26 protein-coding genes are annotated in these 23,232 nt (G+C 63.4%); 3 read left to right on the forward strand and 23 right to left on the reverse strand.

Annotated features, from left to right (window positions below):
- Positions 1-28: 28 nt before the first annotated feature.
- From R2N11_RS02630 to R2N11_RS02700, 15 genes are all read right to left on the reverse strand, one after another.
- The gene (locus R2N11_RS02630; RefSeq protein WP_316680051.1) at positions 29-697 is read right to left on the reverse strand and encodes a hypothetical protein; all 669 of its coding nucleotides are present in this window, start codon (positions 695-697) and stop codon (positions 29-31) included.
- Positions 697-1,827 (reverse strand): baseplate J/gp47 family protein, encoded by a 1,131-nt coding sequence (locus R2N11_RS02635; protein ID WP_316680052.1) that lies wholly within the window; start codon positions 1,825-1,827, stop codon positions 697-699. The genes R2N11_RS02630 and R2N11_RS02635 overlap by 1 nt, the downstream gene beginning before the upstream one ends.
- A 1-nt stretch (position 1,828) precedes the next feature.
- Positions 1,829-2,209 (reverse strand): phage tail protein, encoded by a 381-nt coding sequence (locus tag R2N11_RS02640; protein ID WP_199028689.1) that lies wholly within the window; start codon positions 2,207-2,209, stop codon positions 1,829-1,831.
- Complete coding sequence (locus R2N11_RS02645; RefSeq protein ID WP_316680053.1) at positions 2,206-2,874, reverse strand: phage baseplate assembly protein V; 669 nt, start codon at positions 2,872-2,874, stop codon at positions 2,206-2,208. The genes R2N11_RS02640 and R2N11_RS02645 overlap by 4 nt, the downstream gene beginning before the upstream one ends.
- Positions 2,871-3,962: a phage late control D family protein gene (locus tag R2N11_RS02650; RefSeq protein ID WP_316680054.1), complete on the reverse strand. Its 1,092-nt coding sequence runs from the start codon at positions 3,960-3,962 to the stop codon at positions 2,871-2,873. Before R2N11_RS02650 ends, R2N11_RS02645 begins: the two co-directional genes overlap by 4 nt.
- Positions 3,963-4,017: 55 nt before the next feature.
- Positions 4,018-4,983, reverse strand: a complete 966-nt coding sequence (locus R2N11_RS02655; protein ID WP_199028695.1) for a hypothetical protein — start codon at positions 4,981-4,983, stop codon at positions 4,018-4,020.
- A gap of 6 nt (positions 4,984-4,989) precedes the next feature.
- Positions 4,990-6,924, reverse strand: coding sequence for a phage tail tape measure protein (locus R2N11_RS02660; protein WP_316680055.1), 1,935 nt, complete (start codon positions 6,922-6,924; stop codon positions 4,990-4,992).
- A 35-nt stretch (positions 6,925-6,959) separates the two neighbouring features.
- The gene (locus R2N11_RS02665) at positions 6,960-7,355 is read right to left on the reverse strand and encodes a hypothetical protein (RefSeq protein WP_199028699.1); all 396 of its coding nucleotides are present in this window, start codon (positions 7,353-7,355) and stop codon (positions 6,960-6,962) included.
- Entirely contained in the window at positions 7,352-7,486 is a 135-nt protein-coding gene (locus R2N11_RS02670) for a hypothetical protein (protein ID WP_260803557.1), read from the reverse strand. Before R2N11_RS02670 ends, R2N11_RS02665 begins: the two co-directional genes overlap by 4 nt.
- 32 nt (positions 7,487-7,518) lie before the next feature.
- Entirely contained in the window at positions 7,519-7,878 is a 360-nt protein-coding gene (locus tag R2N11_RS02675; protein ID WP_316680056.1) for a hypothetical protein, read from the reverse strand.
- On the reverse strand, positions 7,878-8,309 hold the full coding sequence (locus tag R2N11_RS02680; RefSeq protein WP_199028705.1) for a hypothetical protein: 432 nt from the start codon (positions 8,307-8,309) through the stop codon (positions 7,878-7,880). Before R2N11_RS02680 ends, R2N11_RS02675 begins: the two co-directional genes overlap by 1 nt.
- 66 nt (positions 8,310-8,375) lie before the next feature.
- Positions 8,376-9,908, reverse strand: a complete 1,533-nt coding sequence (locus tag R2N11_RS02685; RefSeq protein ID WP_199028707.1) for a phage tail protein — start codon at positions 9,906-9,908, stop codon at positions 8,376-8,378.
- Between the two features lie 123 nt (positions 9,909-10,031).
- Positions 10,032-10,868, reverse strand: coding sequence for a hypothetical protein (locus tag R2N11_RS02690; protein ID WP_316680058.1), 837 nt, complete (start codon positions 10,866-10,868; stop codon positions 10,032-10,034).
- A 341-nt stretch (positions 10,869-11,209) separates the two neighbouring features.
- Positions 11,210-11,635 (reverse strand): hypothetical protein, encoded by a 426-nt coding sequence (locus R2N11_RS02695; protein WP_316680059.1) that lies wholly within the window; start codon positions 11,633-11,635, stop codon positions 11,210-11,212.
- 138 nt (positions 11,636-11,773) lie between these two features.
- Complete coding sequence (locus R2N11_RS02700) at positions 11,774-12,061, reverse strand: hypothetical protein (protein WP_199028713.1); 288 nt, start codon at positions 12,059-12,061, stop codon at positions 11,774-11,776.
- Positions 12,062-12,263: 202 nt separating this feature from the next.
- Between R2N11_RS02700 and R2N11_RS02705 the strand changes: the two genes are divergently transcribed.
- Positions 12,264-13,034, forward strand: coding sequence for a S24 family peptidase (locus R2N11_RS02705; protein WP_316680060.1), 771 nt, complete (start codon positions 12,264-12,266; stop codon positions 13,032-13,034).
- Positions 13,035-13,144: 110 nt separating this feature from the next.
- On the opposite strand, the gene R2N11_RS02710 is transcribed toward R2N11_RS02705, so the two are convergent.
- The gene (locus R2N11_RS02710; protein ID WP_316680061.1) at positions 13,145-13,426 is read right to left on the reverse strand and encodes a hypothetical protein; all 282 of its coding nucleotides are present in this window, start codon (positions 13,424-13,426) and stop codon (positions 13,145-13,147) included.
- On the opposite strand from R2N11_RS02710, the gene R2N11_RS02715 reads away from it, so the two are divergent.
- The gene (locus R2N11_RS02715; RefSeq protein WP_316680062.1) at positions 13,425-13,565 is read left to right on the forward strand and encodes a hypothetical protein; all 141 of its coding nucleotides are present in this window, start codon (positions 13,425-13,427) and stop codon (positions 13,563-13,565) included. The two genes, R2N11_RS02710 and R2N11_RS02715, sit on opposite strands and share 2 nt — an antisense overlap.
- Positions 13,566-13,685: 120 nt before the next feature.
- Here R2N11_RS02715 and R2N11_RS02720 read toward each other — a convergent pair whose 3' ends face one another.
- Complete coding sequence (locus R2N11_RS02720) at positions 13,686-14,222, reverse strand: GNAT family N-acetyltransferase (protein WP_316680063.1); 537 nt, start codon at positions 14,220-14,222, stop codon at positions 13,686-13,688.
- Positions 14,223-14,390: 168 nt separating this feature from the next.
- Here R2N11_RS02720 and R2N11_RS02725 point away from each other — a divergent pair, with 168 nt between their 5' ends.
- Positions 14,391-15,368 (forward strand): DedA family protein/thiosulfate sulfurtransferase GlpE, encoded by a 978-nt coding sequence (locus R2N11_RS02725; RefSeq protein WP_199030806.1) that lies wholly within the window; start codon positions 14,391-14,393, stop codon positions 15,366-15,368.
- 365 nt (positions 15,369-15,733) lie between these two features.
- Here R2N11_RS02725 and R2N11_RS02730 read toward each other — a convergent pair whose 3' ends face one another.
- The 6 genes from R2N11_RS02730 to fliF form a co-directional block, all read right to left on the reverse strand.
- Positions 15,734-17,347, reverse strand: coding sequence for a flagellar hook-length control protein FliK (locus R2N11_RS02730; protein ID WP_316680331.1), 1,614 nt, complete (start codon positions 17,345-17,347; stop codon positions 15,734-15,736).
- Between the two features lie 38 nt (positions 17,348-17,385).
- Positions 17,386-17,856: a flagellar export protein FliJ gene (fliJ, locus tag R2N11_RS02735; RefSeq protein ID WP_316680064.1), complete on the reverse strand. Its 471-nt coding sequence runs from the start codon at positions 17,854-17,856 to the stop codon at positions 17,386-17,388.
- A gap of 94 nt (positions 17,857-17,950) precedes the next feature.
- Positions 17,951-19,402 carry a flagellar protein export ATPase FliI gene (fliI, locus tag R2N11_RS02740; RefSeq protein ID WP_064808079.1) on the reverse strand — a complete coding sequence of 484 codons (1,452 nt, stop codon included), beginning with the start codon at positions 19,400-19,402 and terminating at the stop codon, positions 17,951-17,953.
- Positions 19,392-20,132 carry a flagellar assembly protein FliH gene (fliH, locus tag R2N11_RS02745; RefSeq protein ID WP_199030778.1) on the reverse strand — a complete coding sequence of 247 codons (741 nt, stop codon included), beginning with the start codon at positions 20,130-20,132 and terminating at the stop codon, positions 19,392-19,394. Before fliH ends, fliI begins: the two co-directional genes overlap by 11 nt.
- A 41-nt stretch (positions 20,133-20,173) precedes the next feature.
- On the reverse strand, positions 20,174-21,166 hold the full coding sequence (gene fliG / locus R2N11_RS02750; RefSeq protein WP_199030779.1) for a flagellar motor switch protein FliG: 993 nt from the start codon (positions 21,164-21,166) through the stop codon (positions 20,174-20,176).
- On the reverse strand, positions 21,163-22,995 hold the full coding sequence (gene fliF / locus R2N11_RS02755; RefSeq protein WP_199030780.1) for a flagellar basal-body MS-ring/collar protein FliF: 1,833 nt from the start codon (positions 22,993-22,995) through the stop codon (positions 21,163-21,165). Before fliF ends, fliG begins: the two co-directional genes overlap by 4 nt.
- Between the last annotated feature and the right edge of the window lie 237 nt (positions 22,996-23,232).

Here is a 23,232-nt window from a genome sequence, read left to right on the forward strand (position 1 = left end):
TGTCGGTGGGAAAGAAAGGCGCGTGCGCCTAGGAACTGATGCGTGTCCAGACGATGGAAGCCGCCGGCCGCACGGATTCGATGGCGGCGTAGATGTCGGCATCGGACACGGTGTTGCTGCTCATCGACAGGTCGGCGTACTCGCCTTGTGACGGCACGCTGTAGCCGGTTGGAGATTTGTCGTAACCGGCCACATTGGGGATGCCGCTGCCGAGCGGTCGATACGCCAGCACGAACGCCTGGTAGGTCAACGACACCTGGCCGTACGCGCCCGCCCTGTCATAGCCGCAGTTAGGCGCGTCGTAGGCACCGCAATCCGCAGGGCGGTTCGGCTCGATGATCGTCGGCGGACGGCCGGTCAAGTCCGTCAGCACCCGCACGATGGCATTGCGCGTACCGCGTTCGCGGAATAGGTTGGCAATGATGTTGGCGCGGAACGACGCATCAGACTGCCCGCTCTTGCGCTGTACCAACAACCCGAAAAAGTCCGCCGCGATCATGTCCAGCCAACCATCCGACGCCGTCAAAATGCGCGTCTGCTGTTTGGCATAGGCATACAGGCCGTAGACGTAAGCGCCGCTGTACGCAAGGCCTTGCAGCAGGGCGTTGATGACAGGCGATTGCGCAGTGTCACCAAACCAGCGCGGCAGATAGCCACGCAGGCGCGTGAAGATGTCTTGTTGGTCACCTGTTGCCATTACGACACCGTGATGGAGTTGAGGGTGGTCTTGATGACCTGCAGGCTGCTGGCCGGCAGATCCGACGTACCGCCGTTGAGCAGCGTGCCTGTGACGTTGATGACTGCAGGCGAAGCGTCATACGCCACCTGCACCAAGCGGGAATACGTGAGCGTGGTCCCCAACGGCAGCGTGTTGATGTAGTTCAGCAAGGCTGTCTGCACCTGGGCCGTGATGGTCTGGTGCGTGTAGCCCGGCGCGGTCGCAATCGTCATGGCCACCGTGGCGTTGGTCACCACCGGCCCGTACACGTAGAACGTGCTGGTCAGCGGCCGTACGGCATCCACTGCATTGCTCACGCTCGACAACAGCGTTGACGGGGGTGAGCCTGTGCCGTCATCCACGATCACGATGAACGTACCGTTCTGCTGCAGCCCCGCATATGTCTGGTTCTCCAGAATCGCGTACGTCAGCCCTTGCTTGACGCTGGCGATGGCCGCGCCGATAGCGGTCTTGGTCGCCTTCGACAAGCTGGCCACGTACGCGATGAAGCGCGTGCGCAGCGCAGTGTCCGACTCCGCATCGGCACCGTTGACGAACGCAGCCGCGTTGATAACCGTATCGACCCCGGAGATAGCCCCCACGATGGTAGAGACCGCGCCCGCGACTGCATTGCCGGCCAATCCGGCCACCAGGGCCTGTACCGGCACCGTCACGCCGGCCGCGCCTGCGGCAATCACGTAGCCGCCAAGGGTGGCGCTGTAGGCAGGGTTGGTCGTGTCGACGATCACGTTGAACTGCTGCGTGCCGTCGCTGGTTTGCACGACGGCCGTGAGCGGCACCAGCACCTGCTGCGTGACCGTGAAGCGCGAGAACGTCACGCTGCCCGTCGCTGGCACTGCGGCTAAGCGTGTCAAACCAAAATCGGCCATCCACGAATCGAGATCGGCACCGCTCGATGTCGACGCCCGTGTAATCGCCATGACCTGCAGGATCAACCCCTGCAGCCACACCGTGACCGCCGCGTTGGCTTCAACGACGGCACGCAGCACCGATCCGACCGTCAGGTCGACCAGCACTTTGGCATAGCCCTGGATGGCCGCCACCTGGTTGCGCACGAGCGTCACCCAGTCTTGCGTCTGAATGGACATTTCACTTGCTCACATTGAATTGAAGGGACACCGGCTCGCGTGTGACCGAACTGGTGTACAGAATGCGCACGCTGACGCCGCCGGTAATGGCGTTCACGTCCACCTGTGGCTCGGGCGACTGCGCAACACCAGACTCCAGCACCAGCTGCGTGCGGATCAGGCCGCGCAGCGCCGGGATGTCGAGCGTCTCGCCAATCTTCTGCGGCAGGCCCGCGCCGTAATCGGTGTGGAAGATGTAATCGCCAGGGTTGGTCACCAGGCGCCGCACGATGCGCTGCTGCGTGCGCAGATCCGCGCTGGCGAGGCCGAGATCGCCCGTGGGCGAGACGCCGATGTCGTCTCCCACCCAGTGGTTCACATCGTTCAGAAGTTGCTGTGTCATGCCACGCTCCCCGTGTTGCCGGAACCGGACTGCACTCCGGAGTGGCGGTGCGTGTCGTCGATGCGGTGGCCATTGGCCGACACCTGCCCGCTGAACTGCGTGTTGCCACTGATGCTCATTGAGTTGCCGGAGCCGTTGTTGCCCGACACCGCCATCCCCGCCTGGCCGGTGATGGTCTGTGTCACCAGTAGCGTGCCGTCAATCTGTAACGGGCCGCTGTGGTTCCACTGCGGCGCCTGGCTGGTGAGCGTGCCCGCGCTGATAAGCGTGACCGTGCCGTCGTTGTGGAACTGCAGCTTGGAGCCCGATGCGTGTGAGAGAAAAAATTCACCGGATTGCGCCCCGGTTGGCCGCGCCTGGTCGCTGAAGAGGCGCGCGCAGATGTAGCCGTTCTCGATGTCGCCGCCCAGAAACTGCACCTCCACCTGATCGCCCGGGCTGACCGGCGCGTCGATGCCCCAGCCATTGCCGACCCAGGCAGAGGCAACAGGCATCCAGCCGGTCAGCGAGCGCGCTGGGTCGGTGGGATCTTCAGGTTGGAGACGCACGCGCGCCGAGGCCGTGCCCGCGTCGTAGCTGGTGACGATGCCGATGCGGTTCTCCGCGCGGTTCGACTGCGCCATCATTGCGGCGAGCACCATCTGATTGCGTAGCTGTTGAATCATTGGCTCGTGTCCTTGTTGATGTTCTTGGCCGAGACCTCCATCACGTAGCCTTCGCCCAGGCTCATGCTTCGGGTGATGCTGTCGATCAGGTAGTCTTGGTCGAAGTTCGTGCCGGTGCCGGTCAGGCGGATGATGTCGGTGGGCGTGAGGAGGTCGTCAGCGGGCAGACGCGCACGCAGCTTCATCTCGTGCTGAGCGACGTCGTCGTGCTTTCGCTTGGCCAGGCGCTGCACGCCGGCCTGGTCCAGACCATCGCGTTGGACGGTGTGCGTCGGCTTTTTCCCTTTGCCGCCGTCCGGTGCGTTGCTGTAGCGGGCCACGAATGGCTTGCTTTGTTTGGAGTGCCAGGATTTCGCTTCAACCGTCACGCCCTTGGCCACGGTCAGGTCGCGAGACAGTTGCAGGCTAGACACATTCGCGGTTGGGTTGCGGTATGCGTCTTCCGTCCAACGCAACTCGTAAGGCTCTGGAGGCGGCGGCGGGCGCGGGCCGAAGTACAGCGTTTTGCCCTTTACGTAGCAGACGAACTCCTCTTCGCGCGCCAACGCGGCAAGCAAATCCCACTCGGTGCGTTGCGCCGTCAGGCTGACGTTGTCGTGCGCGTACTGTTTGCCGATATTGCGAGTGGTCTCCGGGCCGAGGGCTTGCAAGCCGTGTGCCGTCGCCAGCGTTGCAGCAACCTTCGATGCCGTCATGTTCTGAAACTGCAACGTGACCTGCTCGTCGATGAACAAGGCGGTCAGATCCCGGCCGCTCAGCGTGAGCTGGGCTGCCACCGGATCGAACTCGACGCTGTCCACGCGGCCGTAGATCTGACTTGCCAGGTCACTCTCGTCGTACTTCTGCGGGTCCGACGGGAAGCCGGCAAAGATCTCCACCACCAGGTCCAACTGGCTGGAGAACCAGTTCGCATCGCGGTCCTGCGGCAAAGCGCTGGCCGCCAGCGTGATCTGGAATGTGTCTGCCTGTTCGTACGAGTTGCTCTGGATCGACCAGCTCACGCAGGCGGATGCAATCTCATTGCCCACCTTCACAATGGTGCGGGGCCGCCGCACCACGGGTATCACGGGTAGCGTGTTCAGGCTCATATGAAAAAAGCCCCGCAATGCGGGGCTGTCCAGTTGGTGAAAGCGGTGTGGGGAACTATGGGTTCGGCAAGCCGCCGGCGTTGTCTTTGTTGGGTGGAACGATCAACGTCTTGATGCCTTGTATCAAGGGGTCCCACGCGAGATCCGGATTGGCCTTGACCAGCGCCGTCCAGGCCATCGCATCGTTGTACTCCTTGGCCGCCATCTTCATCAGATCACCACCAACCACCACCGCATGCTTGGCACTCTTATAGACCGACGCGATGTTCGTCTGCATGCGGCCGGCAAGCCGATCCAGCTGCACCAGCACGGGCAAGCTCAACGCCGAGTTGATCTGGCCGGTCAACTTTGTCACCTGCTGCGAGAGCGCGTTGTTCGGCAAGATGCCGCCCAGCGTTGCCGCCTGCGTCAGCGCGTTGTTGGCGGAGACCACCAGCTTCTGCACATGATCGCGAAACGCCGTGATCTTCTGCACGACGTTGCTGAGCGTCGACTGCGCGGCATTGGCGAAGCTCGCCACGTTGTCGATCGCCGAGTTGACGGAAGTGATCAGGTCAGACAACGTGCCGTCGCCAATGGTGTTGACCATGTCGGTGGCGGTGGCGGCGTCGGCCTTGATCTGGCCATCAATGCTCGGCTTTTCATCCTGCATCGTGTACTTGGACATATCACTCGACACTTCGCACGAGATCTTGTACGGGATCTTGTAGGCACGCTGGAAATCCGCGCGAAACTCGCGAATCACCACGATGTAGCAGATCTCGGACCACTGCAGTACGAACTCCCTGCCACTCACGCGCATGTCATCCAGCTCGCGGGCGCGAGCGAGTGCTTCTGTGCCAAGCAGCCAGCCAGACCACTCGACAGGAGCACAAAACGCCCCCATCGAGTCAATCACGCGCGTGCCGCCCACCAGGTCATGCAGGGCCAGCTTTTGCGTGCCACCAAACGAGATGGTTTCGGGAATTTCCAGGCCCTTGAATTGGAAATTCTGTCCGAGTTTGAGAGTGAAGTCAGACATGGTTGATCACAGTCCAGATGGCATGAGATTCATGCCGGCGTTGAAATTGCCGGATCCAGTTTGCGGGCGCGCCAAGTGGCCCTCGATCTGCTTCCAGACCACTTGACCAACGGACCGACCGTCCATCGTCACATCGCCCTTGAGGTAAATGAGCTTCGGCTCCGGCACCTTCACCACACTGCTGGCGGATTCATTCGTTTGCTTAACTGGCGAACCAGTGGGACTCCCTTTGGCTCCCTTGACCGCTTGATAAATCTCCCAGCCTGTCAGAGCAACGCCCGCTGCAATGCCAATCGGCCCCAGCAGCCCCAACGCACCTCGTGCACCCACTCGCCCAAGGATGCCGAGCGCCCCTCTGGCGAGCGGCGACCTTACGATGGCCCCCACAGCGCCCAGCGCCCCTCGCGCCAACCCACCTCCCACGCGAAGCGCAGACGCACCCACGCGACCAGCGACACCGAGCCCCGCGCCGGCTACCCGCCCAACAAGTTTGCCTCCGCGCGCCGCAACCAAGCCAGCAGCGTTCAATACCTTTTGCAGCACGCCTTTGCCGACACCGCCGCCACCCTTGCCACCACCACCGCCGGGCAAAGGCAACGAAAGCGTCGAAATTGCCTTGTACAGAAAGGTGAGCCCTGTGGCCAGGGCCAGGGCTGCCTTCGTTGCGCCCGGAAATTCTTGGGCAAGTTTTGTGGCGCCATCAATCAAGCCGTTGAGCTTCTCCAACCCCGCAATCGCCAACGGCAGGATATGTTCCCCAAGTGCGATATTGAGGTTCGTCTTCTTGGCTTCGTAGTCCTTCAACTTGCCTTCCAGCCCTTCGTTCTCCTTCTCGTAGAGCTTGGCGGTGCCGGATCCATTTCTGGCGTTCTGCAGGTACTGCCCAGCTCGTTCCTTCTCATGCTCGAGCTGCTGAAGGATGTTCTTCTCACCCCTCATACCGAGCAGGCTGCCCAGCTTGGCGTTGAGGCTGTCTCCGCTATAACCACTCTTCTTCAGCGCCGGCACGATCTCGTCCAACAGGTACTGAAGCGGATTTTTGGTGAAGTTCGGCGCGTCCGTCATACCCGTCGCGTCCACGCTGGTGATGTACCCAGCCTTGTTGCGATGCACGGCCTTTGGGTCCAGCAGCTTGACGCGCTCCAGTTCGTGCGCAACCGTGGCGGACATGTTTCCTGCCGCCCAGCCCTGGAGCGCCGACATGGCATCAACGCCGGCCTTCGAGCCACCATTGGCTTGCATGAACTGCTTCAGCCCGAACGCCGCCGTTTCGGACTTGGTCAGTGCGCCAGACAGCTTGCCGCCCTGCATGGCCTCCAGGTAGTCCTTGGGCAGCACCCCGCCGCCACTGGCCGACGCCGTATTGACCAGCATGTCAAAGGTCTCCTCCACCTTCTTCATGTCGATCTTGCCGTCTTTGCCGATCACGCCGTCGCGCATCTGCGCGACCTTGAGCGTGCTCAGCGCCATGTCGTCGAGTTGCGCGCCGTCCTTGATGCCGGTTGCCCCGCCAAAGGCCGTTCTCGCCTGGGCCAGCAATTTCGTGACGTCCTGCGCCTGGGTCGAACTCTGCAGAATGGTCTGTGCGCCGCCAAACAGCTGCCCGACATCCGTGAGCGACATGCCTTTGATGTCCAGGCCTTTGAGGAACTTTTCGTTCGCCGCGGCAGCGCCAGGGGCAACGCGGTTGATTCGCTCAAGCACAGCGTGGTACTTCGATGCAGCGTCCACCCGCTTATCCCACATGTGGGCTGTTTCGTTGCCAGCCTTGAGCAAGTTGCTGCCGAACTCCGTCAGCTTCTTGACCTTCTCCAGCCGGGTCTCCAGCTTCTCCGCACCCTTGTTGACGGATTCGAACTGCGCGGCGATTGCCATCAACCCACGCGACACGTTATCCACCAACGCAATCTGTATCCCGATCTTGTAAGCATCGAGGCTCATAGGAAATCCTTATTCGTCTGTTGAGGCCACCGATCTCACGTGCGGGCGTCTGCGATGGGGCGGCCCATAAGCGCCGCCGTCACCGCATCACCCACGCTCTTTTGCACATCGTCGGCGTGTTCGAGTGCCACCGCACCCAAGAAAGGATGCGGTGGCACCTGCGCACTGCCAAGCTCCTGGACAATCGCCTGATCTGAGTTGGAGCCGATGCTCGCCTCCAACGCCTTGACCTCGTGGCCGATCGAGTCACGCAATGCGGCCACACGTGCGGCACTTGTGATGCCCGCGGCCGCTGCGCTTTCCACCGCCTTGGCGCGGGCCGCCTGCTCCATCGCCGCAGCGGCGGCTTCCAGCCCCTGCGACAGCGCAACAGGCACCCGCGCCTCCAGCTCCACCAAGCGACGCGCCATCTCTGCAAGCGAAAGGTTCATTCACGCTCCTTGAAAGACATCGTCTTCAGATCAAACTCAGCGCCATGAAATTCGCTGCATTTGATGGCCATCGCCTGGCGCATGGTGTCGTCCAGAGAAAACGCCACGTCGAACGGCACGCCGTTATGCACGAGCCACATCGCCTCGTGAAACGGGCCGTTCGTCAGGAGTTTTTTAGCTCGGCCTCCGGCTCAGCGGTCTGGATAAAGCTGGCAGCCACGCCGCGTTGCGCGGCCTCGTTGCCCTCCTCGCCCAGGCGCTGATACAGGGCACGCAGTTGGCCTTCCGTGGCAGGCGTGAGCACCGGATCGCCATCGATGGCCGAGACGAACTTGAGGTGTGCGACTTCCGCCAGGTACAGCATGTTGAGTTCGCTGCTGCCCGCCGCCTTGGCAAAGTCCAGGTTGCTCAGCGGACTAGGCTTGCGCAGCGTGATCTTGCGGCCAAGCGCATCATCCACAACCACCTCTTTCGCGGCGGCCTTGATGATCTGTTCGGATGGGGTGATGGTCACATGCGTCATCAGGACACCTTGATGCGGCGCGAAGCCACGAAGTTGACGGATTGCTTGATGGTGGCGTCGCCCGCGCGGTTGCCGGCGTCGGCCAGCGTCATGAGCACGCCGTCGTAGCGGAACTGCGAGACCGAGCCGTTGGCTTCCTGAATGGTTTCGTAGATCTGCGCGGGAGCTTCGTTCACACCGGCGTAGTAGCCGGCTTCGAGCTGGGCGAAGTAGTTGTCAAGCGTGGCGTCCTGACGCTCCACGTCAAAGGAGCCCGACCAGCCATCAAAGAAGCGCACGTGGTCCGTGATACCGTCCAAGCGCTTGACGCGCACGTCGGTCACATCCTGCTTGCTCTTGAACGTCGTGATCTTGTTCGGTTGCAGCGTGCCGTTTGCGGTCTGGATGACCAGCGTGTAGTCACGACCGACGGAGTAGCCTTGAATCGGCATAGTGTTGTTCTCCAAAAAGAAAAGGCCCCGCGCGTTGCGGAGCCGAAGGGTGGTTTGCGTACTGCGTTACTGGTTGTTGATCGAAGTGCGGATCACGGTGGCCTGCGAGCCTTCCACGTTCACCAGGAACTTCTCGATGACCGACAGGTAGACGACCTTCACGTCGGCCTGCATGTAGCCGAGCGCAACGCGGTTCATCGGGTTGTTGTTGGCATCGATCTGCACCGAGAACGCCGGGCCGCCGTTGACCGCGCCGATCATGCCCTGCTGCTCCATCGAGCTCAGGAAGTTCGACAGCGTGGCCGCCGCCTGCGCGCGCACCGTGGCCGACTGCAGTTGGCCAACGTACTTGCCCATGCCCGCATTGATGGTGCTGGCGATGTAGTTGGTCATGCGCGTGTAGTTGTCGCCCTGCGTGAGCGCGTTCGAGCTGGTGTTGTGACCCGCGCGGCAGCCGAAGTACGCGCCGCCCGGCACCGGGTTGGTCACCACATCAATGCCGGCCTGGATCAGCGCCTGCAGTTCGGCAGAGCTGTAGCTCTGGTTGGCGAACGTCTTCTGCGTGCCGACAACACCGTAGATCGGCTTGTTCAGGCTGCTGTTCTGCGGCGACAGGTTGGCCAGCAGACCCGCCACAAAACCTTGCGGTGAGACCAGGCGCGTCACACCGTTCACGGTATCGAGCCAGTACACCCAGTCGCCAAACAGCAGCTTGAAGGCGTACGAATCGATGCCCGCAGTGCTCTTGGCGGTGACGGCGTTGGCAATGGTGTCGCCGCTCGGGCCCACGCCAATCATGTAGATGCCTTCCGACAGACCAAACGCAACCTGCGTCGGCCAGGTGGTGGCATCGGCGCAGTCGGCCAGCATGGCGATCGACACGCCCTGGTTGCGCAGTGCGTACATGCCCTTGCGCGGCACAGTGTCCTGGCCCAGCAGCACGGCGCCGTTGATGGTGGCCGCGCCGTCAGTGCCGCCGGTCAGGGTGAGCGTGGCTGCAGTCGGAGCCGTCGTGCCGGCACCCGCGCTGGCGGTGATGATCTGCGACGCGCCGCGCATCACGCTCACGCCGTTGTTGATGGCGTTGGCGATCGCCACCCACAGCGCATTGCCGGTCTGCCCCGCGCCGATGTTGTCGAACACTTCCGGTGCCAGCGCGGGCGCGGCCACGGTCACCTTCCACGTGTTGGCCGCCGAGCCTGCCGACAACGCTACCGTGATGGTGTTGCCAAGCGAGCCCGTGTATTTGGCGGTGAACGTGATGCCGTTGGTCTGCGCAATCACAGTCGCCGCGGTGTCGGTGCCATCGGTCACACGCACGCAGCGGAAGTTGTTGGCGCCTTGCTGGACAGCCACGGCCACAGCAGTGCCCATGTCATAAGTGCGATTCTGGATCGCGCCGAATGCCTGGGCGTACATGGCCATATTGCCGATGAGGGTCGGCGAGTTGACCGGGCCCCACGTGGCAGTACCAACCACGCCGAGCACGTTGGTCGGCACACCATTGAGCAGGGTGACCTGCGGCGGAACAATCTGGACGTACAGGTCCGGAACGATGAGAGCTGTGGTATTGATGCTGCCCTGCTGGACGATCGGCATGCTTGCCTCCAAGGAAAACAAAAATGGCCGCTCAAAGGCGGCCGCACATAAAAAAACCGCCCAAAGGGCGGCACGGGTTGGTGAACTGCTACTGCAAATACGCTGGGCCGTTCAGCCCATCACTTACTCCACCACAGTGCGGACGGGAAACTGCGCTCCCATCGACGCGCCGGCTGTCACGTTCTCCACACCAGTCGCAATCTGATAAGCCGTTTCGGTCACGATGGTCGAGTACTCAACGGCATAACGCAGATCGCGCCGGTAGATCAGGTTGGTTGCATCGTCATGCTGCAGCCCGCGCTTGTAGCGCAGCGCGGCACCCTGGTCCGGCAACGTCAGGCGTACGAGCCCCGAAAGCACCGCGTCGACCTTGCCCGCGATGAGGTCGCGCGGCGCTGCACCATTCGCCCACGTCGAGATGAGGAACGTACGCTCCTGCCGACGCGTCTCGCGCTGCACGGTGCCGATACCGCCCACACGCGGCGAGATAGTCGTCGCCCCCGGAATGGTGATCGACGGGCCCGTTGCGCTGGCCGGTTGGTCCACCGCCACCAGCGCCGCAAGCGCCGTTGCGATGCTCGCGGGCGTATCGCTGGCTTGCACCGCATACACATACGCGCGTCCATCGATCAGCAACACCACGTTCTGCGGCGTGCTGACCGTGCCGTTCACCATGACGGTCTGCCCGGCCAGGCTGAGTGCGAGCGTGTTGGCCGGCGGCACAGACACTGTCCAATCGGAGAACGCCGTGCTCTTGTGCCGTTGGTGACTCGTGGTCGGAAAGATCGACACATGCGCCTTGTTGGCCTGCAGGTCGGTCTTCAACTGCGTCATGTTGGGCCAGCCGCTGTACACCAGCACGGGGTTGCCCGTGATCGACGGTTGGCTGGAGCCGTTCGGATAGACCACACCCGTGACAAGCGTGACGAGTGCATTGGAAACATCGGAGAGATCTGCCATAAGACGAGCGCCTTCATCGATGCGCAAAGCAAAGCGCGATCGATCGAATGATTTGCATCAGGGAGTGAGTCGCCTCAATCGGATCGTCACCGTGCAGTGACATCGAGGCAGGTGTTGCATGTGTAGAAACGAAACGCAGAAACAAAACGCAGAAACAAAAAAGCCCGCTGAATGGCGGGCTGTCTTCTTCACTGCATCTTCGCTTCGTTTGGGTAAGTCAATGCACCCCAGTGGGGTGCATGTCTCGGTCTGAACCGGTTACGCCGCGAGGGCAATCGAACATCTGGGATACAGAATACGAAGGGGATATAAACCGTGCAAGGGGTCCTGCGAAAAAAATTTCAGGCGAACATCGGCGCCGCTGCAGCAGCACGCACGGCCTTCACCATCTGCACGCGCGCAACTTCTGAATCGATGACGTGCGACATGATCGACTGCGCTTTCGCAAGACGCACCTTCCAGTGCTTGAGCGTGTGCGGCGAAGCGCCGTACTTGCGCACGAGGATGCGGCACACCATCTCCGCCGGCATGCGGTGCACGTAGTGATACTGCAGCAGGCGTTTGGCAACCGGATCCGCAATCTTCTGCCAGGCACGCTCCACCAGCCAGCCGTCATTCACGTCGATGCTGATAATGGCTTGGGGTGCGCCGCTGTCCGCATCTCGCATGGCCACGGCAAGACGCGCCCACGATGCGCAGTACTGCGGTTGCCAGCTCGGATCACGTACCACACGGCCCCAGTTCTCCAGGCGGTCTTCAATTCCCATATCCCTGTTCCTCGTTTGTTCAGTGTTTGTTGATTGCCGCTGCATCGGCGGCGCCCATCGCTGCTGTCGATATCGCCGGACGTTGTGCGCCTTGGCCGTCGCTCTTTGCAACGGCCGACGCAAAGACGTGCCCCGCGCCTACTGGAACAGGCGCACCTGTGCAGGTGACACGCGCACGGACTGCACCCAGCGGCCCGTGGCATTGCATTTGCGTTCTCCAGCAAGCTCCAGCCGCTTGGCGGCGATCAGCTCGCTGCGGCGCGCAGAGACGCTGGACTTCTCAATGCGCAGCGCCTGCGCAATTTCAGCAATCGTGGCGGTGCCAACGCGGGCCACGTAGTCGGCAATGCGATCGCACTGCAGCTTGGCCGTCGACGTGGTGCGGGCACGTCGAAAGGCATCCATCGAAGTTTCGGCAACGGTCATGGGAAGAGCCTCCTGTCAGCGCACATTGGCGCGCGGATTGAACGAGATTCGGATCGGCCCGGGTGGGGGCATTGGCGGCCCGGTAACGCAGTGGGTGAGGGGCGGGAAACAGGCCGATGGGTTGTAATTTAGATTATTCTAAACTAAGATGTCAAGACACTTCTAACCCATAGCTTAGAAATTTCTTGCTCTAATGCGCCCCATGGACATCTACGACAACCGCCGCCAGTGGCTTGCCCACTGGATCCAAACCCTCGTCAACGGCGATCGCGCCGAGTTCGAGCGCCAGTACGGGTACTCCCGCTCGCAGGTGGCGCAGTTCCTGTCCCGCACCTACCAGGACGGCCGCAGCATTGGCGATATCGCAGCGCGCCGGCTGGAGAAGAAGTTGGGGTTTCCGGACCGCACGATGGACGCGCCGTTCTCCGAGACGGCCGCGCACGCCGTGGGCGGGGTAGATGATGGCGCCCCCGTATCGGCACAGAGCAAGGGCTTTCCTGCCCGGCCCATCACCACGTACGACAGCCTGGATGAGTTACCGATCGAATCGACCATCCTGATCACACACGTGGATGTGACGCTGTCCGCCGGCAATGGCCGCGAGACCTGGCACATTGAAGAGAAGGAGCCGCTGCCCTTCCAGGCCGACTACATCCGCCGGCTGGACGCGAGCCCCAAGAACCTGGTTGCCGTCAAGGTGCGAGGCGACAGCATGGAGCCGCGCCTGTTCGACGACGACACCGTTGTGGTCGACAAGGCCGACCGGCGCATTCCCACGGGAGGGGGCGTGTTTGCCCTGGTCTACTGCGGAGAGATGCTCGTCAAGCGCCTGTTCCGCCTGCCCGACGGGTCGATCCGCGTGGTGAGCGACAACAAGGAGAAGCACGACCCGTTCATGGTGATCCCCGAGCAGCTCGAGCACATCGACATCGTGGGCCGGGTCAAGTACCGGTCAGGCATGGGCGACTTCTGAGCGGCGCCACGGCTCCTTCCCCTCAGCACACACAAACCCGCTTCGGCGGGTTTTTTATGCGCGTCCGCAACATTCTAAACGCGAGCCATTAGATTTATCTTGACAATCGATTAGAAATATCTAAAATGGCAAGGCACACAGCGCGAGGGGAGCACAATGGTCAATGTGAGCATGCTGATGGAACGCCCGGTCTGCCAGACCCGGATTGCCGACGTCATGGATTGCGCTGACCGCGGTCTTAGCGCCACGTATATCCACATGGCGGCATGATGCAACGTCGAGCTCTCCGGAGTTGGCTGGAACATCGGCGCATCGATCTGCTGATCGGCATCGCCCTGCTTGGTGTTGCGCTGCACGCGCTTGAGCACCTGCTCTGACATGGAGATCCGCATGAAGCACGGCATAAGGCAGGACACCCCTCAATGGGTGGATGAACACGCCGCCCTGGTCGACTGGTTGCTCGTTATCGGCATGGGCTTGCTAGCCGGGGCCACGATGTATCTGGCCGTAGTCCTGCGCGCGGACGCCTGAACACGCCGACTCACACACCTATTTCTGCATGAACGAAGCACTGATCCGTATTCTTCGCACAACCCGCAACGCGTGGGGGCTCACCACCGAGCAACGCAGCCCAGCACAGCCCTACGTACCTCACAATGCCCGCTGCATGAGCAAGCAGTCCAGCCAACGCCCGAACTTGTAGCCCACGCTCTCCAGCACACCCACCTCGCGGAACCCGCAGCGGGCGTGCAGCTTGGCTGACCCAGGGTTCTCATGCCCCCCACCGACAACGGCCACCATCTGCTTGAACCCGCGTGCCTGGCATTCGGCAATGAGCGCCTGCAGCAGCAGCGTACCGACACCCCGCCCTTGCGCAGCCGTATCCAGGTAGATCGAGTCTTCCACCGTATTGCGATATGCGGGCCGCGCGCGGTGCGGGCCGGCATAGGCATAGCCGAGCAGCTTGTCACCGGCCTCGGCCACGATATAGGGCATGCCAACGTCTTGCAGCGCCTGGAAGCGGCGCGTCATCTCGGTCAGGTCAGGCGGGTCGATCTCGAAGCTGGCTGAGCCGAACAGCACGTGCTGCGTATAGATGGTGACGATGACCGGCAGGTCGGAGAGCGCTGCCGGGCGGACGCTGATGGTTTGAACAGCGGAAACGTCTGTGGACGATGTGGAGGACATGGCGACAAATGCGAGCGCGAAAGCAGCATTGTCGTGCCAATTTCACAGCGTCGGCATGTAACCCGCAGGTCACCCAGCGTGGCACACAGGTATGCCTATCGGACGACGCCGGAATGCGGTAATTTGGCAGACGCATTTGCCACGCCGCGCACGTTCCGCGCTCTTCCTATGCACGACCTGTTCCCCCTTCTTGCTGAATACGGTGCGTTTGCCGTGTTCCTCAACGTGCTGCTCACGCAGGCCGGTGCGCCGCTGCCCGCCGTGCCGACGCTGCTGGTGGGCGGTGCGCTCACCATGATCGGCCCCCTGCACTTCATGGAACTGCTGCCCGCCGCCGTCTCCGGCGCGCTGCTGGGCGATGCCCTGTGGTATGTGGCCGGCAAGCGCTACGGCCGGCACGTGATGGCGCTGCTGTGCCGTGTATCGCTGTCGCCTGACTCGTGCGTGCGGCGCACGCGTACGCAGTTCGAGCGCTGGGGTGCGCCGCTGCTGTTGATCTCGAAGTTTGTGCCGGGGCTGTCGACGGTGTCTTCCGCGCTACTGGGCACGATGCGCACGCCGTTCAGCGTGTTCGCGGGGTACAACCTGGCCGGCTCGGCACTCTGGGCGGCAATCTGGCTGATGCTCGGGCGCATGGCGCATGACACCATCGACCAGGCACTACGCTTGCTCGATCAGCTTGGCGGGCGCGCGCTCGCACTGATCGTGGTGCTGGCGGCGCTCTACGTGGCAGGGCGCTGGCTGCAACGCTGGCGTTTTCGGAAGATGCTGGAGATGGTGCGCATCTCGCCCGACGAGTTGCATACGTTGATCGAATCGGGCTCGGCACCGGTCATCATCGATGTGCGCAGCGACAGCTCACGGCAACAGCAGCCTCAGCGCATTCCGGGCGCGGTGCTGTACGACATGTCGAGCAGGCACAACGCCATCGAGATCGACGGCCCCGACCGCGAGGTCATCATCTACTGCGCCTGCCCCAACGAGGCCTCCGCCATCATGGTGGCACGCACGCTGATGAGCCGTGGCTTCAAGCACGTGCGCCCGCTGCACGGCGGCATCGATGCGTGGGTGGAACGCGGCTATGGCGTGGAGCACGTGATCTCCGTCTCGCCGGACACGCTGACCACGGCCGAAGCGCGCGCGTGAGTTCGCATCTTTTCCGTCGCTACAAAAACAAAAGCGCACCTTTCAGTGCGCTCTCCCGTAAGTACGGCAAACATGCGGTGCGCCAGCCCCCCGGCTCGGACACGCCGCATCGGTCCGTGTGCATCCACCCGAGGGCGGATGTGGCGAAGTGATCCCCGTTTGATCCCGTCTTCGCCGTTCGGACTTGACCCCCTTGTTATTCATCGCAAAGCTGCCATTGCTGCCGGCGCATTTGCGTTGTGACTTCCCGTCCTTCTCTCTACTTTCGTCGCCTTAACTTTCGTCACTCAGGCTGGCCATTGTCATGGCGCTCCTGAGGAACAACGGCAGGCCTCACCAAAACTTTAGGGTTGGCCTCGCTAGGCTCATGCAAACGTGTCGATGGCGCCGTCGTGGCTGGAAGCACGCTGCGGTGCAGCGGCCACGGTGCTGGTGGTATCCGCACGACCTTGCGCGTTGCTGCCATAGCGGCTGCCACCACCGCCATTGCCCGAGCCGTTGCCCTGTGCCGACGCTCCTTGCCAGGCGCCCTGCTGCTGGCTGAAATCACCCGTGCTGACGGTCGTTTGCGCAAGCTGCATACCGCCTTGCTGCATGGCATCACGCAGACGCGGCATGGAGTCCTGCACGAGTTCGGCCACAGCCTGGTGCTGGCAGACGAAGCTGGCATTGACGGCACCGTTGTCGACATCCAGCTTGACGTGCAGCCCGCCGAGTTCCGCCGGGTTCAGCTGCAGCTCGGCCGATGACTGGCGGTGCACCTGCATGAAGGCAAGCTGGCTCGCCATGCTTTGCGGCCAGGCCGCGTCACCAAACGTGGGCAGCGTGTGCACCTGCGCCGGCGTAATCGTGGCGCCCGCGACGTTGCCTGCTGCGCCTGCGGTGCCAACGGCAAAGGTCGGTGCCGCAGCGATGGCATTGCCATCTGCGCGCGCCAGAATGCCCTGGAACTGCGTGCCGCTGCCCTGCGCATCCGCCTGCGTGCCGGTGCTGCCACCGTTGCCAGCGCGGCTATTGGCATCGGCCACGGCGGCCGCAGCAGTTTGCGAGACGTTGCTTTGCGCGCTCGATTCCGCACGCTTGGGCAAGCCACGCTCGGCGTTGGCGTTTTGTGTTGACGCGGCACTGCCAAGTTGGCGCACCGCAGGGGGCGTGTTGTCTGACACGGCTCGCGTGCGTGCCAACGTCTGGGCCAGCGTGTTGCCATCGGGCAGCGGCGTGGCGGGCGGCGTTGGCGTGTTGCCGTTGGCAACAGCGCCAGCGGTCTTGGCACCCTTGGCCGCTTGCAGCGCAGCCTGACCGGCCGGCGTGGTTGCGGCCGCATCTGCAGCGGCGTCGGCACTACCCTGCGCACCATTGGCGGCAGCGTTCAACGCAGCCAGCGTGGCAGCATCGGTTGCGGTCGCGTTGCTGGCGCCCTGTGTGGCGGTGGTATTGCTATCGGCAGTCGACTGCGGGGCAGGTTGTTGCGTGGTCGGCAGCGTTGTTGCGGACGCGACAGCGGTCTGCTGGGCGACTTGCTGAGCCGCCTGCTGGGCAGCCTGTCGTGCGGCCTCGATCTGCGCGGCCAGTTGGGCGGCCGGATCCACAGCAGCCTGCGCCGCAGCCGCATCCAGATCCTTGGCATCGGCAGGTTGCGCCGGCTTGGTACTGGCAGCGTCCTGCGTGCGCGTTGCCGGCACGGTCTGAGGAAGGGCCGTGGCGGTCGGCTTGATGTCTTGGTTGTTGCGCGCGCTGGCGTTTGCTGCGTCCTTGCGAGCGATATCTGCACGGCGGCTGGCCGCATCGTCAGCGGCGGACTGCGCATCGGCACGACGACGCGCTGCATCCTGCGCCATGCGATCTGACAGCAGGTTGCCGAAGGTGTCGCCGTTGGACGACGATGCACTCTGCGACTTGTCGGCGGCAGCATTGTTGCTGGCGGACAGCATGCCGCTCAAGTCTTGCGCGGCGGTGTTGGGGGTAGCACTCAAACCCACGTTGACTCCCTCTTCCATCTGCGTACGTGTACGCGTGTTCAGTTGCCGCCCTGTGCCGCACGCATGCGGATCACCTTGGCGGCGTGTTCGTCGTTCTCGCGCTGGTCGCGCCGCTCCTGGTGCTGGCGCTGCTCTTCAATGTGGCGCTGGCGCAGGATGTCGAACGATTGCTCGCGGCGCTGCTTCTCGATCCAGTTGGCGCGGCTCGCTTCGAGCTGGTTCTCCAGCGCGTTGATGGTGCCCTTCTGCTGGTCCACGGCGGCACCCAGCCGGTCAATGAACGCGGCGTAGTTGCGCAGGCGCGTGATGTCGATGCCACCCTCGGCGTTGGCCGTGGTCAGCATCTGCTGGTGATAGTTGTTGCGGTAGTCGGACAGCAGGGCCAGCTTTTGCGTGGCCGCCTCGCGCGTGTTCATCAGGCGGCCGACTTCCTGCGTGGCTTTCTCGGTGTCCTTCCGGGCCAGTTCCAGCACCGTATCGAGGCGGAACGGCTTACTCATGGTGGTCATGGTCGAACCTCCAGATTTCCACTACATCAACCAATCGGTTACACGCCGCCTGGCTTTAGCCCGAGGCTTTGGCCTGGCTTACGTCTTCACACTGTCAAGCGAGCACCGCGTTCATCTTCTCCAGCGTGTGCTCACGGCTTTCGTTCTCAAACATGCCCTGCTGCAGAAACGCCTCCATGTCGGGGTAGCGGGCGATGGCCTGATCGGTCATCGGGTCGCTGCCGCGCGCATAGGCACCCACCGCAATCAGGTCGCGGTTGCGCTGGTAGCGGGCATAGAGCTGCTTGAAGCGGCGGGCGGTATCGAGCTGCTCGCGCGGCACGATGGCCGACATCACACGGCTGATCGACTGTTCAATATCAATGGCGGGGTAGTGCCCCTGCTCGGCCAGCTTGCGCGAGAGCACAAAGTGACCGTCCAGAATGGCGCGCGCGGCGTCGGCAATCGGGTCCTGCTGGTCATCACCTTCGGCCAGCACGGTATAGAACGCGGTAATCGAGCCGCCACGGCCGCTGGCATCCACCATGCCGTTGCCGGCACGCTCCACCAGCGCCGGCAGCTTGGCAAACGCCGAGGGCGGATACCCCTTGGTGGCCGGCGGCTCGCCGATGGCCAGGGCGATCTCGCGCTGGGCCATCGCATAGCGCGTGAGCGAATCGACAATCAGCAGCACATTGCAGCCACGATCCCGGAAGTACTCGGCGATGGTGTGTGCGTAGGCAGCACCCTGCAGGCGCATGAGCGGCGAGTTGTCGGCCGGCGCGGCCACCACGGCCGAGCGGGCGAGACCTTCCTCTCCAAGAATCTCGTCAACGAATTCCTTCACTTCGCGGCCGCGCTCGCCGATCAGGCCGACCACCACCACATCGGCCTGCGTGTAGCGGGCCATCATGCCCAGCAGCACGCTCTTACCGACGCCAGAGCCGGCAAACAGGCCCAGGCGCTGGCCTTGGCCCACGGTCAGCAAGCCATTGATGGCGCGTACGCCCACGTCGAGCACGTGCTCGATCGGCTTGCGCTTGAGCGGGTTCAGCGGTGCCGGGGCCAGCGTGCCCCAGGCCAGATCTTCTTGTGGGCCCAGCGGCCCCTTGCCATCCAGCGGCTCGCCGTTGGCGTCCACCACGCGGCCCAACAGGCGCGGGCCCACAGGCAAGAACTTGCTGTGCGCGATGGTCGGGTCGGCAGCATCGGTCGGCACGTGCTGCGGCTCCAGCGGGAACACGCGCGCACCGGGCACCACACCCACCAGATCCGTCTGCGGCATCAGGAAAGCGCGCTCTTCGGCAAAACCGACCACCTCAGCCAGCACGTAGCGGGCTGCCCCGCTTCCGTTCGGCAGTTCCACACGGCAGGCGCTGCCCACGGGCAGCTTCAGACCCACGGCCTCCATGACCAGGCCGGCCACGCGCGTGAGCTTGCCGCACGTCACCACTGGGCGGGCCAGGCGCGCGCGCTGCGCGGTCTGGCGCAGGTGCGCCTGCCACACGCGCACGTTGGGGTTGTTGGCGGCAGACTGGCCAGCCGTTTGCACGGTCTCAGGCGACATGGAGCGCCCCTCCGGCCACGCGTTCTGCTTCTGAGCGCTCGCTGGCAATCCATGCGGTATCGCGCCCCAATGCACGGGTCAGTTCTGCCCAGCGGGTCTGCAACGTGGCATCGGTCTCGCCAAAGCGGGTTTGCACGCGGCAGCCGCCGCGCTCGATGGCGGCGTCAACGATGATGGTCCAGCCGGCGGCAGCCAGCTCGGCACCCAACATCTGGCGAATCAGTTCGGCATCATCAGCATGCACGCGCAGCATGGCGGGCGCCGGTGCGGTGGGCGCATCGCCCAGTACTTCGCGGATGAGCGGCAACACACGCTCGGGCTGTGCATGCAACGCGCCGCGCAGAAACTGCTGCGCGAGCTGCAGCGCCAGATCGACCAGTTCGTCGGCAACGCTGCCGTTCAGTTGATCAACTGCCTCACGCACGGATTGCATCAACGTGGCGATCTGCTTGGAATCTTCCTCGCCCTGACGACGGCCTTGCTCGAAACCGTCTTGGAAGCCTTGGGCAAAACCATCGCGCCGGCCTTCGTCGCGGGCAGTGGCCAGTTCGGCATCCAACATCGCCTGCCATTCCTCTTCGGACATGGGCGGCTCTTCGGGTTCGGCCTCCGGCGGCGGGGGCGGCGCAGCTTCGACGGCGGCCTGCTCAGCCTGACGCTCGAAGTCAGTCGGCTCCCACGGTTGGTACTCGACCAGCGTATCGCGCGGAATGATCGGCGGGCGCGGCATGTCAGCGCTCCATCGTCAGCATGTTGAGCAGGCGTGCGTGATCAGACATACGCATCCTCTGCCTTGCGCCCAATGCTGATCTCGCCCTCGTCGGCCAAACGGCGCGCAATCATCAGGATTTCCTTCTGTTGCGTTTCGACCTCCGACACCTTGACCGGGCCCAGCACTTCCAGCTCTTCCTTGAGCATCGTGCCGGCACGCTGCGACATGTTGGCGAACACCTTGTCGCGGAATTCCTGCTTGGCACCCTTGAGCGCCACCACCAACACCTCCTGGCTGACTTCGCGCAGCAGCGTCTGCAGGGCGCGGCCATCCAGGTCGATGAGGTTGTCGAAGACGAACATCTTCTCGACGATGGCGTCGGCCAGTTCCGGATCGCGCGAGCGCACGCCCTCGATGACGGCGGATTCCACGGCGCTCGGCACCAGGTTGAGGATTTCTGCCGCCGTGAGCACGCCGCCCATCGCGCTCTTCTTGCGGTGGTCGTTACCCTGCAGCAGCTTGGTCAGCACGTCGTTCAGCTCGCGCAGGGCGCTGGGCTGAATGCCGTCGAGCGTGGCGATGCGCAGGATGGTGTCGTTGCGCAGGCGCTCGGTGAAATACGTGAGGATTTCCGAAGCCTGGTCGCGGTCCAGGTGCACGAGGATGGTGGCGATGATCTGCGGGTGCTCGTTGCGGATCAGTTCCGCCACCGACGATGCATCCATCCACTTGAGGCCTTCAATGCCGCTGGTATCACCACCCGAAAGGATCCTGTCGATGATGTTGGCGGCGCGGTCGTCGCCCAGTGCCTTGCGGAAGACGGTGCGGATGTACTCGTTGGAGTCCACGTCCAGCGGCAGGTCTTCCGCCTCGACAAAGAAGGCGTCAAACGCGTCGAGCACGCGCTCGCGCGAGACGTTCTTGAGCGCCGCCATCGTGGCGCCCAGCTTCTGTACTTCGCGCGGGCCCAGGTGCTTGAGCACTTCGGCGGCTTCGCTTTCGCCCAGCGACATCATGAGGATGGCGCTGCGTTGGAGTCCTTCGGCGCTCATTCGTTACTCACCCATTGCTTGATGACGGCCGCGACAGCGCGCGGGTTCTGCTGGGCGACACGACGCATCGTCTCCAGCTTCTTCTCGAAATCGTTGTTCTTGAGCTGCGGCAGGCTGTCGGGCATCTCACCCTCTGCGCCAGCGGCAGACGGTCCTTCCAGCTCCGGTCCGGCCGAAGCTGCGGCGCCGGTGATGATCGGTGCGTTCGGGTCTTCGCCTTCGCGGCCCACAAAGGTGGGCGTGGCAGGCTCGGCCTTCTTGCCCATCGAACGGATCGCCGGACGAATCACCCCAAACACCAGGATCAGGAAGCCGATCGCCAACGCCAGGTACTTGGCCCCTTGAATCGCGTACTGGATCATCTCCGGCTGTTTCCACAGCGGCAGGTCGTCCTTCGCCACCGGCAGCGTGCCGGAGAACTGGCTATTGACCACGTTCACGGAGTCCCCGCGCTTGGCATCAAAGCCCACAGCGTCCTTGACCAGCGCGTTGAGTTTGGTCATGTCGGCATCGGACAGCGGCTTCCAGGTCTTGCCGTCGGCGCGGTAGTTGACCACCACGGCGACCGACAGGCGGCGCACGGTACCCACTGCAGCGCGGGTGCGGCGTACGGTCTTGTCGACTTCGTAGTTGGTGGTGGTGTCGCGGGTGCTCGACGAGTTGCCGCTGGTGGTCGTGCCGGTAGCGTTGGCGGCAGCGGCCTGCTGTTGCGGCTGGCCATTCGGGCCCGTGGCGGCCGGCTGCGAAGCCGACGGAGCCGGTGCGGTCGGCAGCATGCGCGGCGCGGTCGGCGGCTGGTTGGACAGGGCGCCCGGAACACCGCCCTGGGCGTCGGCCTTGTTCTGCGTGGCTTCAGCGGTATGGGTGCTGCGCACGGCCGCGTTGGCCGGGTCCTGGTTCGGACGATACGTCTCGGCCATCTGTTCGGTGTTGTCCAGATCGACGTCGGCCGTGACCTGGGCGCGTACGTTGTCATCGCCCACCACGGGGCCGAGGATGGCTTCGATGCGCTTGATGTAGCCCTGCTCGATCTCGCGCACGTAGTTCAGCTGCGTCGGGTCCAGGCCCGAGGCGTTGTCCTGGAATGCCGACGACAGCAGGCGACCGGACTGATCAACTACCGTCACGTTGGCCAGCGGCAGATTCGGCACGCTGCTGGAGACGAGATGGCCGATGGCCTGCACCTGCGAGCGGTCGAGCATGCGGCCCGGAAACAGCGTCAGCAGCACCGAGGCGCTGGGTTTGGCCTGCTCGCGCACGAACACCGATGGCTTGGACAGCGCCAAGTGCACGCGAGCGGACTGCACCTCTTGCATGGCCTGGATGGTGCGGGCCAGCTCCCCTTCCAGGGCGCGCTGGTAATTGACCTGTTCGGCAAACTGGCTGGTGCCGAATTTCTGGTTCTCCATCAGTTCGAAACCAGCCAGGCCGCCCTTGGGCAGCCCTTGCGAGGCCAGCTTCAAGCGCGTCTCGTGCACATTGGCCTCGGGCACCATGATGGCGGTGCCGCCGTTGGCAAAGCGGTACGGCACGTTCATTTGCTGCAAGGCAGCAATGATGGCGCCCCCATCGCTGTCGCTGACATTGCTGAACAGCACACGGTAGTCAGGGGCGCGGCTCCACAGCATCGCAGCGGCAATCACGGCCACCAGCGCGGCCCCGCCGATCATCATCAGCAGACGCGGCGACAAACGGCCGAGCGGGCCCAGGGCGCCCAAAGCACCGGCACCCCCTCCGTTCTGGCGCGTCATTGCGCCTTGGCCCACCGCCGGCATATCGACCGTACCGAGCGTGTCGGCGACAGCAACCGAATCGGCTGTCGTTGGCATCCCAAATCTCCTGACTGACTGCGTTGCCGGAGCAACCAAACCCACAAAACGGGCAAAGCTCCGTGGTTGCCATTATCGGCAGTGGGTGCGCAAGCAATTCGGCAAGAAGAGGGCCTTTTCCCGCTCTTTTGAGCGCTTGGGAACGGCTGGCGGGCGGCTACCTTTGCATCACCGTGGCGCCATAGCGGCCCGAAGTTCGCTATTCGCCGGCCAACCGCCGGCCCAACGTCGGCCAAC

The organism is Ralstonia flaminis, assembly GCF_958415495.1.
In the GTDB taxonomy this organism is placed as follows: domain Bacteria; phylum Pseudomonadota; class Gammaproteobacteria; order Burkholderiales; family Burkholderiaceae; genus Ralstonia; species Ralstonia flaminis.

What these genes read in the sequence shown, in the direction of transcription:
- R2N11_RS02630 (WP_316680051.1), bottom strand. Translation starts at nt 697, where the DNA reads ATGGCAACAGGTGACCAACAAGACATCTTCACGCGCCTGCGTGGCTAT.
- R2N11_RS02635 (WP_316680052.1), bottom strand. Translation starts at nt 1,827, where the DNA reads ATGTCCATTCAGACGCAAGACTGGGTGACGCTCGTGCGCAACCAGGTG.
- R2N11_RS02640 (WP_199028689.1), bottom strand. Translation starts at nt 2,209, where the DNA reads ATGACACAGCAACTTCTGAACGATGTGAACCACTGGGTGGGAGACGAC.
- R2N11_RS02645 (WP_316680053.1), bottom strand. Translation starts at nt 2,874, where the DNA reads ATGATTCAACAGCTACGCAATCAGATGGTGCTCGCCGCAATGATGGCG.
- R2N11_RS02650 (WP_316680054.1), bottom strand. Translation starts at nt 3,962, where the DNA reads ATGAGCCTGAACACGCTACCCGTGATACCCGTGGTGCGGCGGCCCCGC.
- R2N11_RS02655 (WP_199028695.1), bottom strand. Translation starts at nt 4,983, where the DNA reads ATGTCTGACTTCACTCTCAAACTCGGACAGAATTTCCAATTCAAGGGC.
- R2N11_RS02660 (WP_316680055.1), bottom strand. Translation starts at nt 6,924, where the DNA reads ATGAGCCTCGATGCTTACAAGATCGGGATACAGATTGCGTTGGTGGAT.
- R2N11_RS02665 (WP_199028699.1), bottom strand. Translation starts at nt 7,355, where the DNA reads ATGAACCTTTCGCTTGCAGAGATGGCGCGTCGCTTGGTGGAGCTGGAG.
- R2N11_RS02675 (WP_316680056.1), bottom strand. Translation starts at nt 7,878, where the DNA reads ATGACGCATGTGACCATCACCCCATCCGAACAGATCATCAAGGCCGCC.
- R2N11_RS02680 (WP_199028705.1), bottom strand. Translation starts at nt 8,309, where the DNA reads ATGCCGATTCAAGGCTACTCCGTCGGTCGTGACTACACGCTGGTCATC.
- R2N11_RS02685 (WP_199028707.1), bottom strand. Translation starts at nt 9,908, where the DNA reads ATGCCGATCGTCCAGCAGGGCAGCATCAATACCACAGCTCTCATCGTT.
- R2N11_RS02690 (WP_316680058.1), bottom strand. Translation starts at nt 10,868, where the DNA reads ATGGCAGATCTCTCCGATGTTTCCAATGCACTCGTCACGCTTGTCACG.
- R2N11_RS02695 (WP_316680059.1), bottom strand. Translation starts at nt 11,635, where the DNA reads ATGGGAATTGAAGACCGCCTGGAGAACTGGGGCCGTGTGGTACGTGAT.
- R2N11_RS02700 (WP_199028713.1), bottom strand. Translation starts at nt 12,061, where the DNA reads ATGACCGTTGCCGAAACTTCGATGGATGCCTTTCGACGTGCCCGCACC.
- R2N11_RS02705 (WP_316680060.1), top strand. Translation starts at nt 12,264, where the DNA reads ATGGACATCTACGACAACCGCCGCCAGTGGCTTGCCCACTGGATCCAA.
- R2N11_RS02715 (WP_316680062.1), top strand. Translation starts at nt 13,425, where the DNA reads ATGAAGCACGGCATAAGGCAGGACACCCCTCAATGGGTGGATGAACAC.
- R2N11_RS02710 (WP_316680061.1), bottom strand. Translation starts at nt 13,426, where the DNA reads ATGCGGATCTCCATGTCAGAGCAGGTGCTCAAGCGCGTGCAGCGCAAC.
- R2N11_RS02720 (WP_316680063.1), bottom strand. Translation starts at nt 14,222, where the DNA reads ATGTCCTCCACATCGTCCACAGACGTTTCCGCTGTTCAAACCATCAGC.
- R2N11_RS02725 (WP_199030806.1), top strand. Translation starts at nt 14,391, where the DNA reads ATGCACGACCTGTTCCCCCTTCTTGCTGAATACGGTGCGTTTGCCGTG.
- fliJ (WP_316680064.1), bottom strand. Translation starts at nt 17,856, where the DNA reads ATGACCACCATGAGTAAGCCGTTCCGCCTCGATACGGTGCTGGAACTG.
- fliI (WP_064808079.1), bottom strand. Translation starts at nt 19,402, where the DNA reads ATGTCGCCTGAGACCGTGCAAACGGCTGGCCAGTCTGCCGCCAACAAC.
- fliH (WP_199030778.1), bottom strand. Translation starts at nt 20,132, where the DNA reads ATGCCGCGCCCGCCGATCATTCCGCGCGATACGCTGGTCGAGTACCAA.
- fliG (WP_199030779.1), bottom strand. Translation starts at nt 21,166, where the DNA reads ATGAGCGCCGAAGGACTCCAACGCAGCGCCATCCTCATGATGTCGCTG.
- fliF (WP_199030780.1), bottom strand. Translation starts at nt 22,995, where the DNA reads ATGCCAACGACAGCCGATTCGGTTGCTGTCGCCGACACGCTCGGTACG.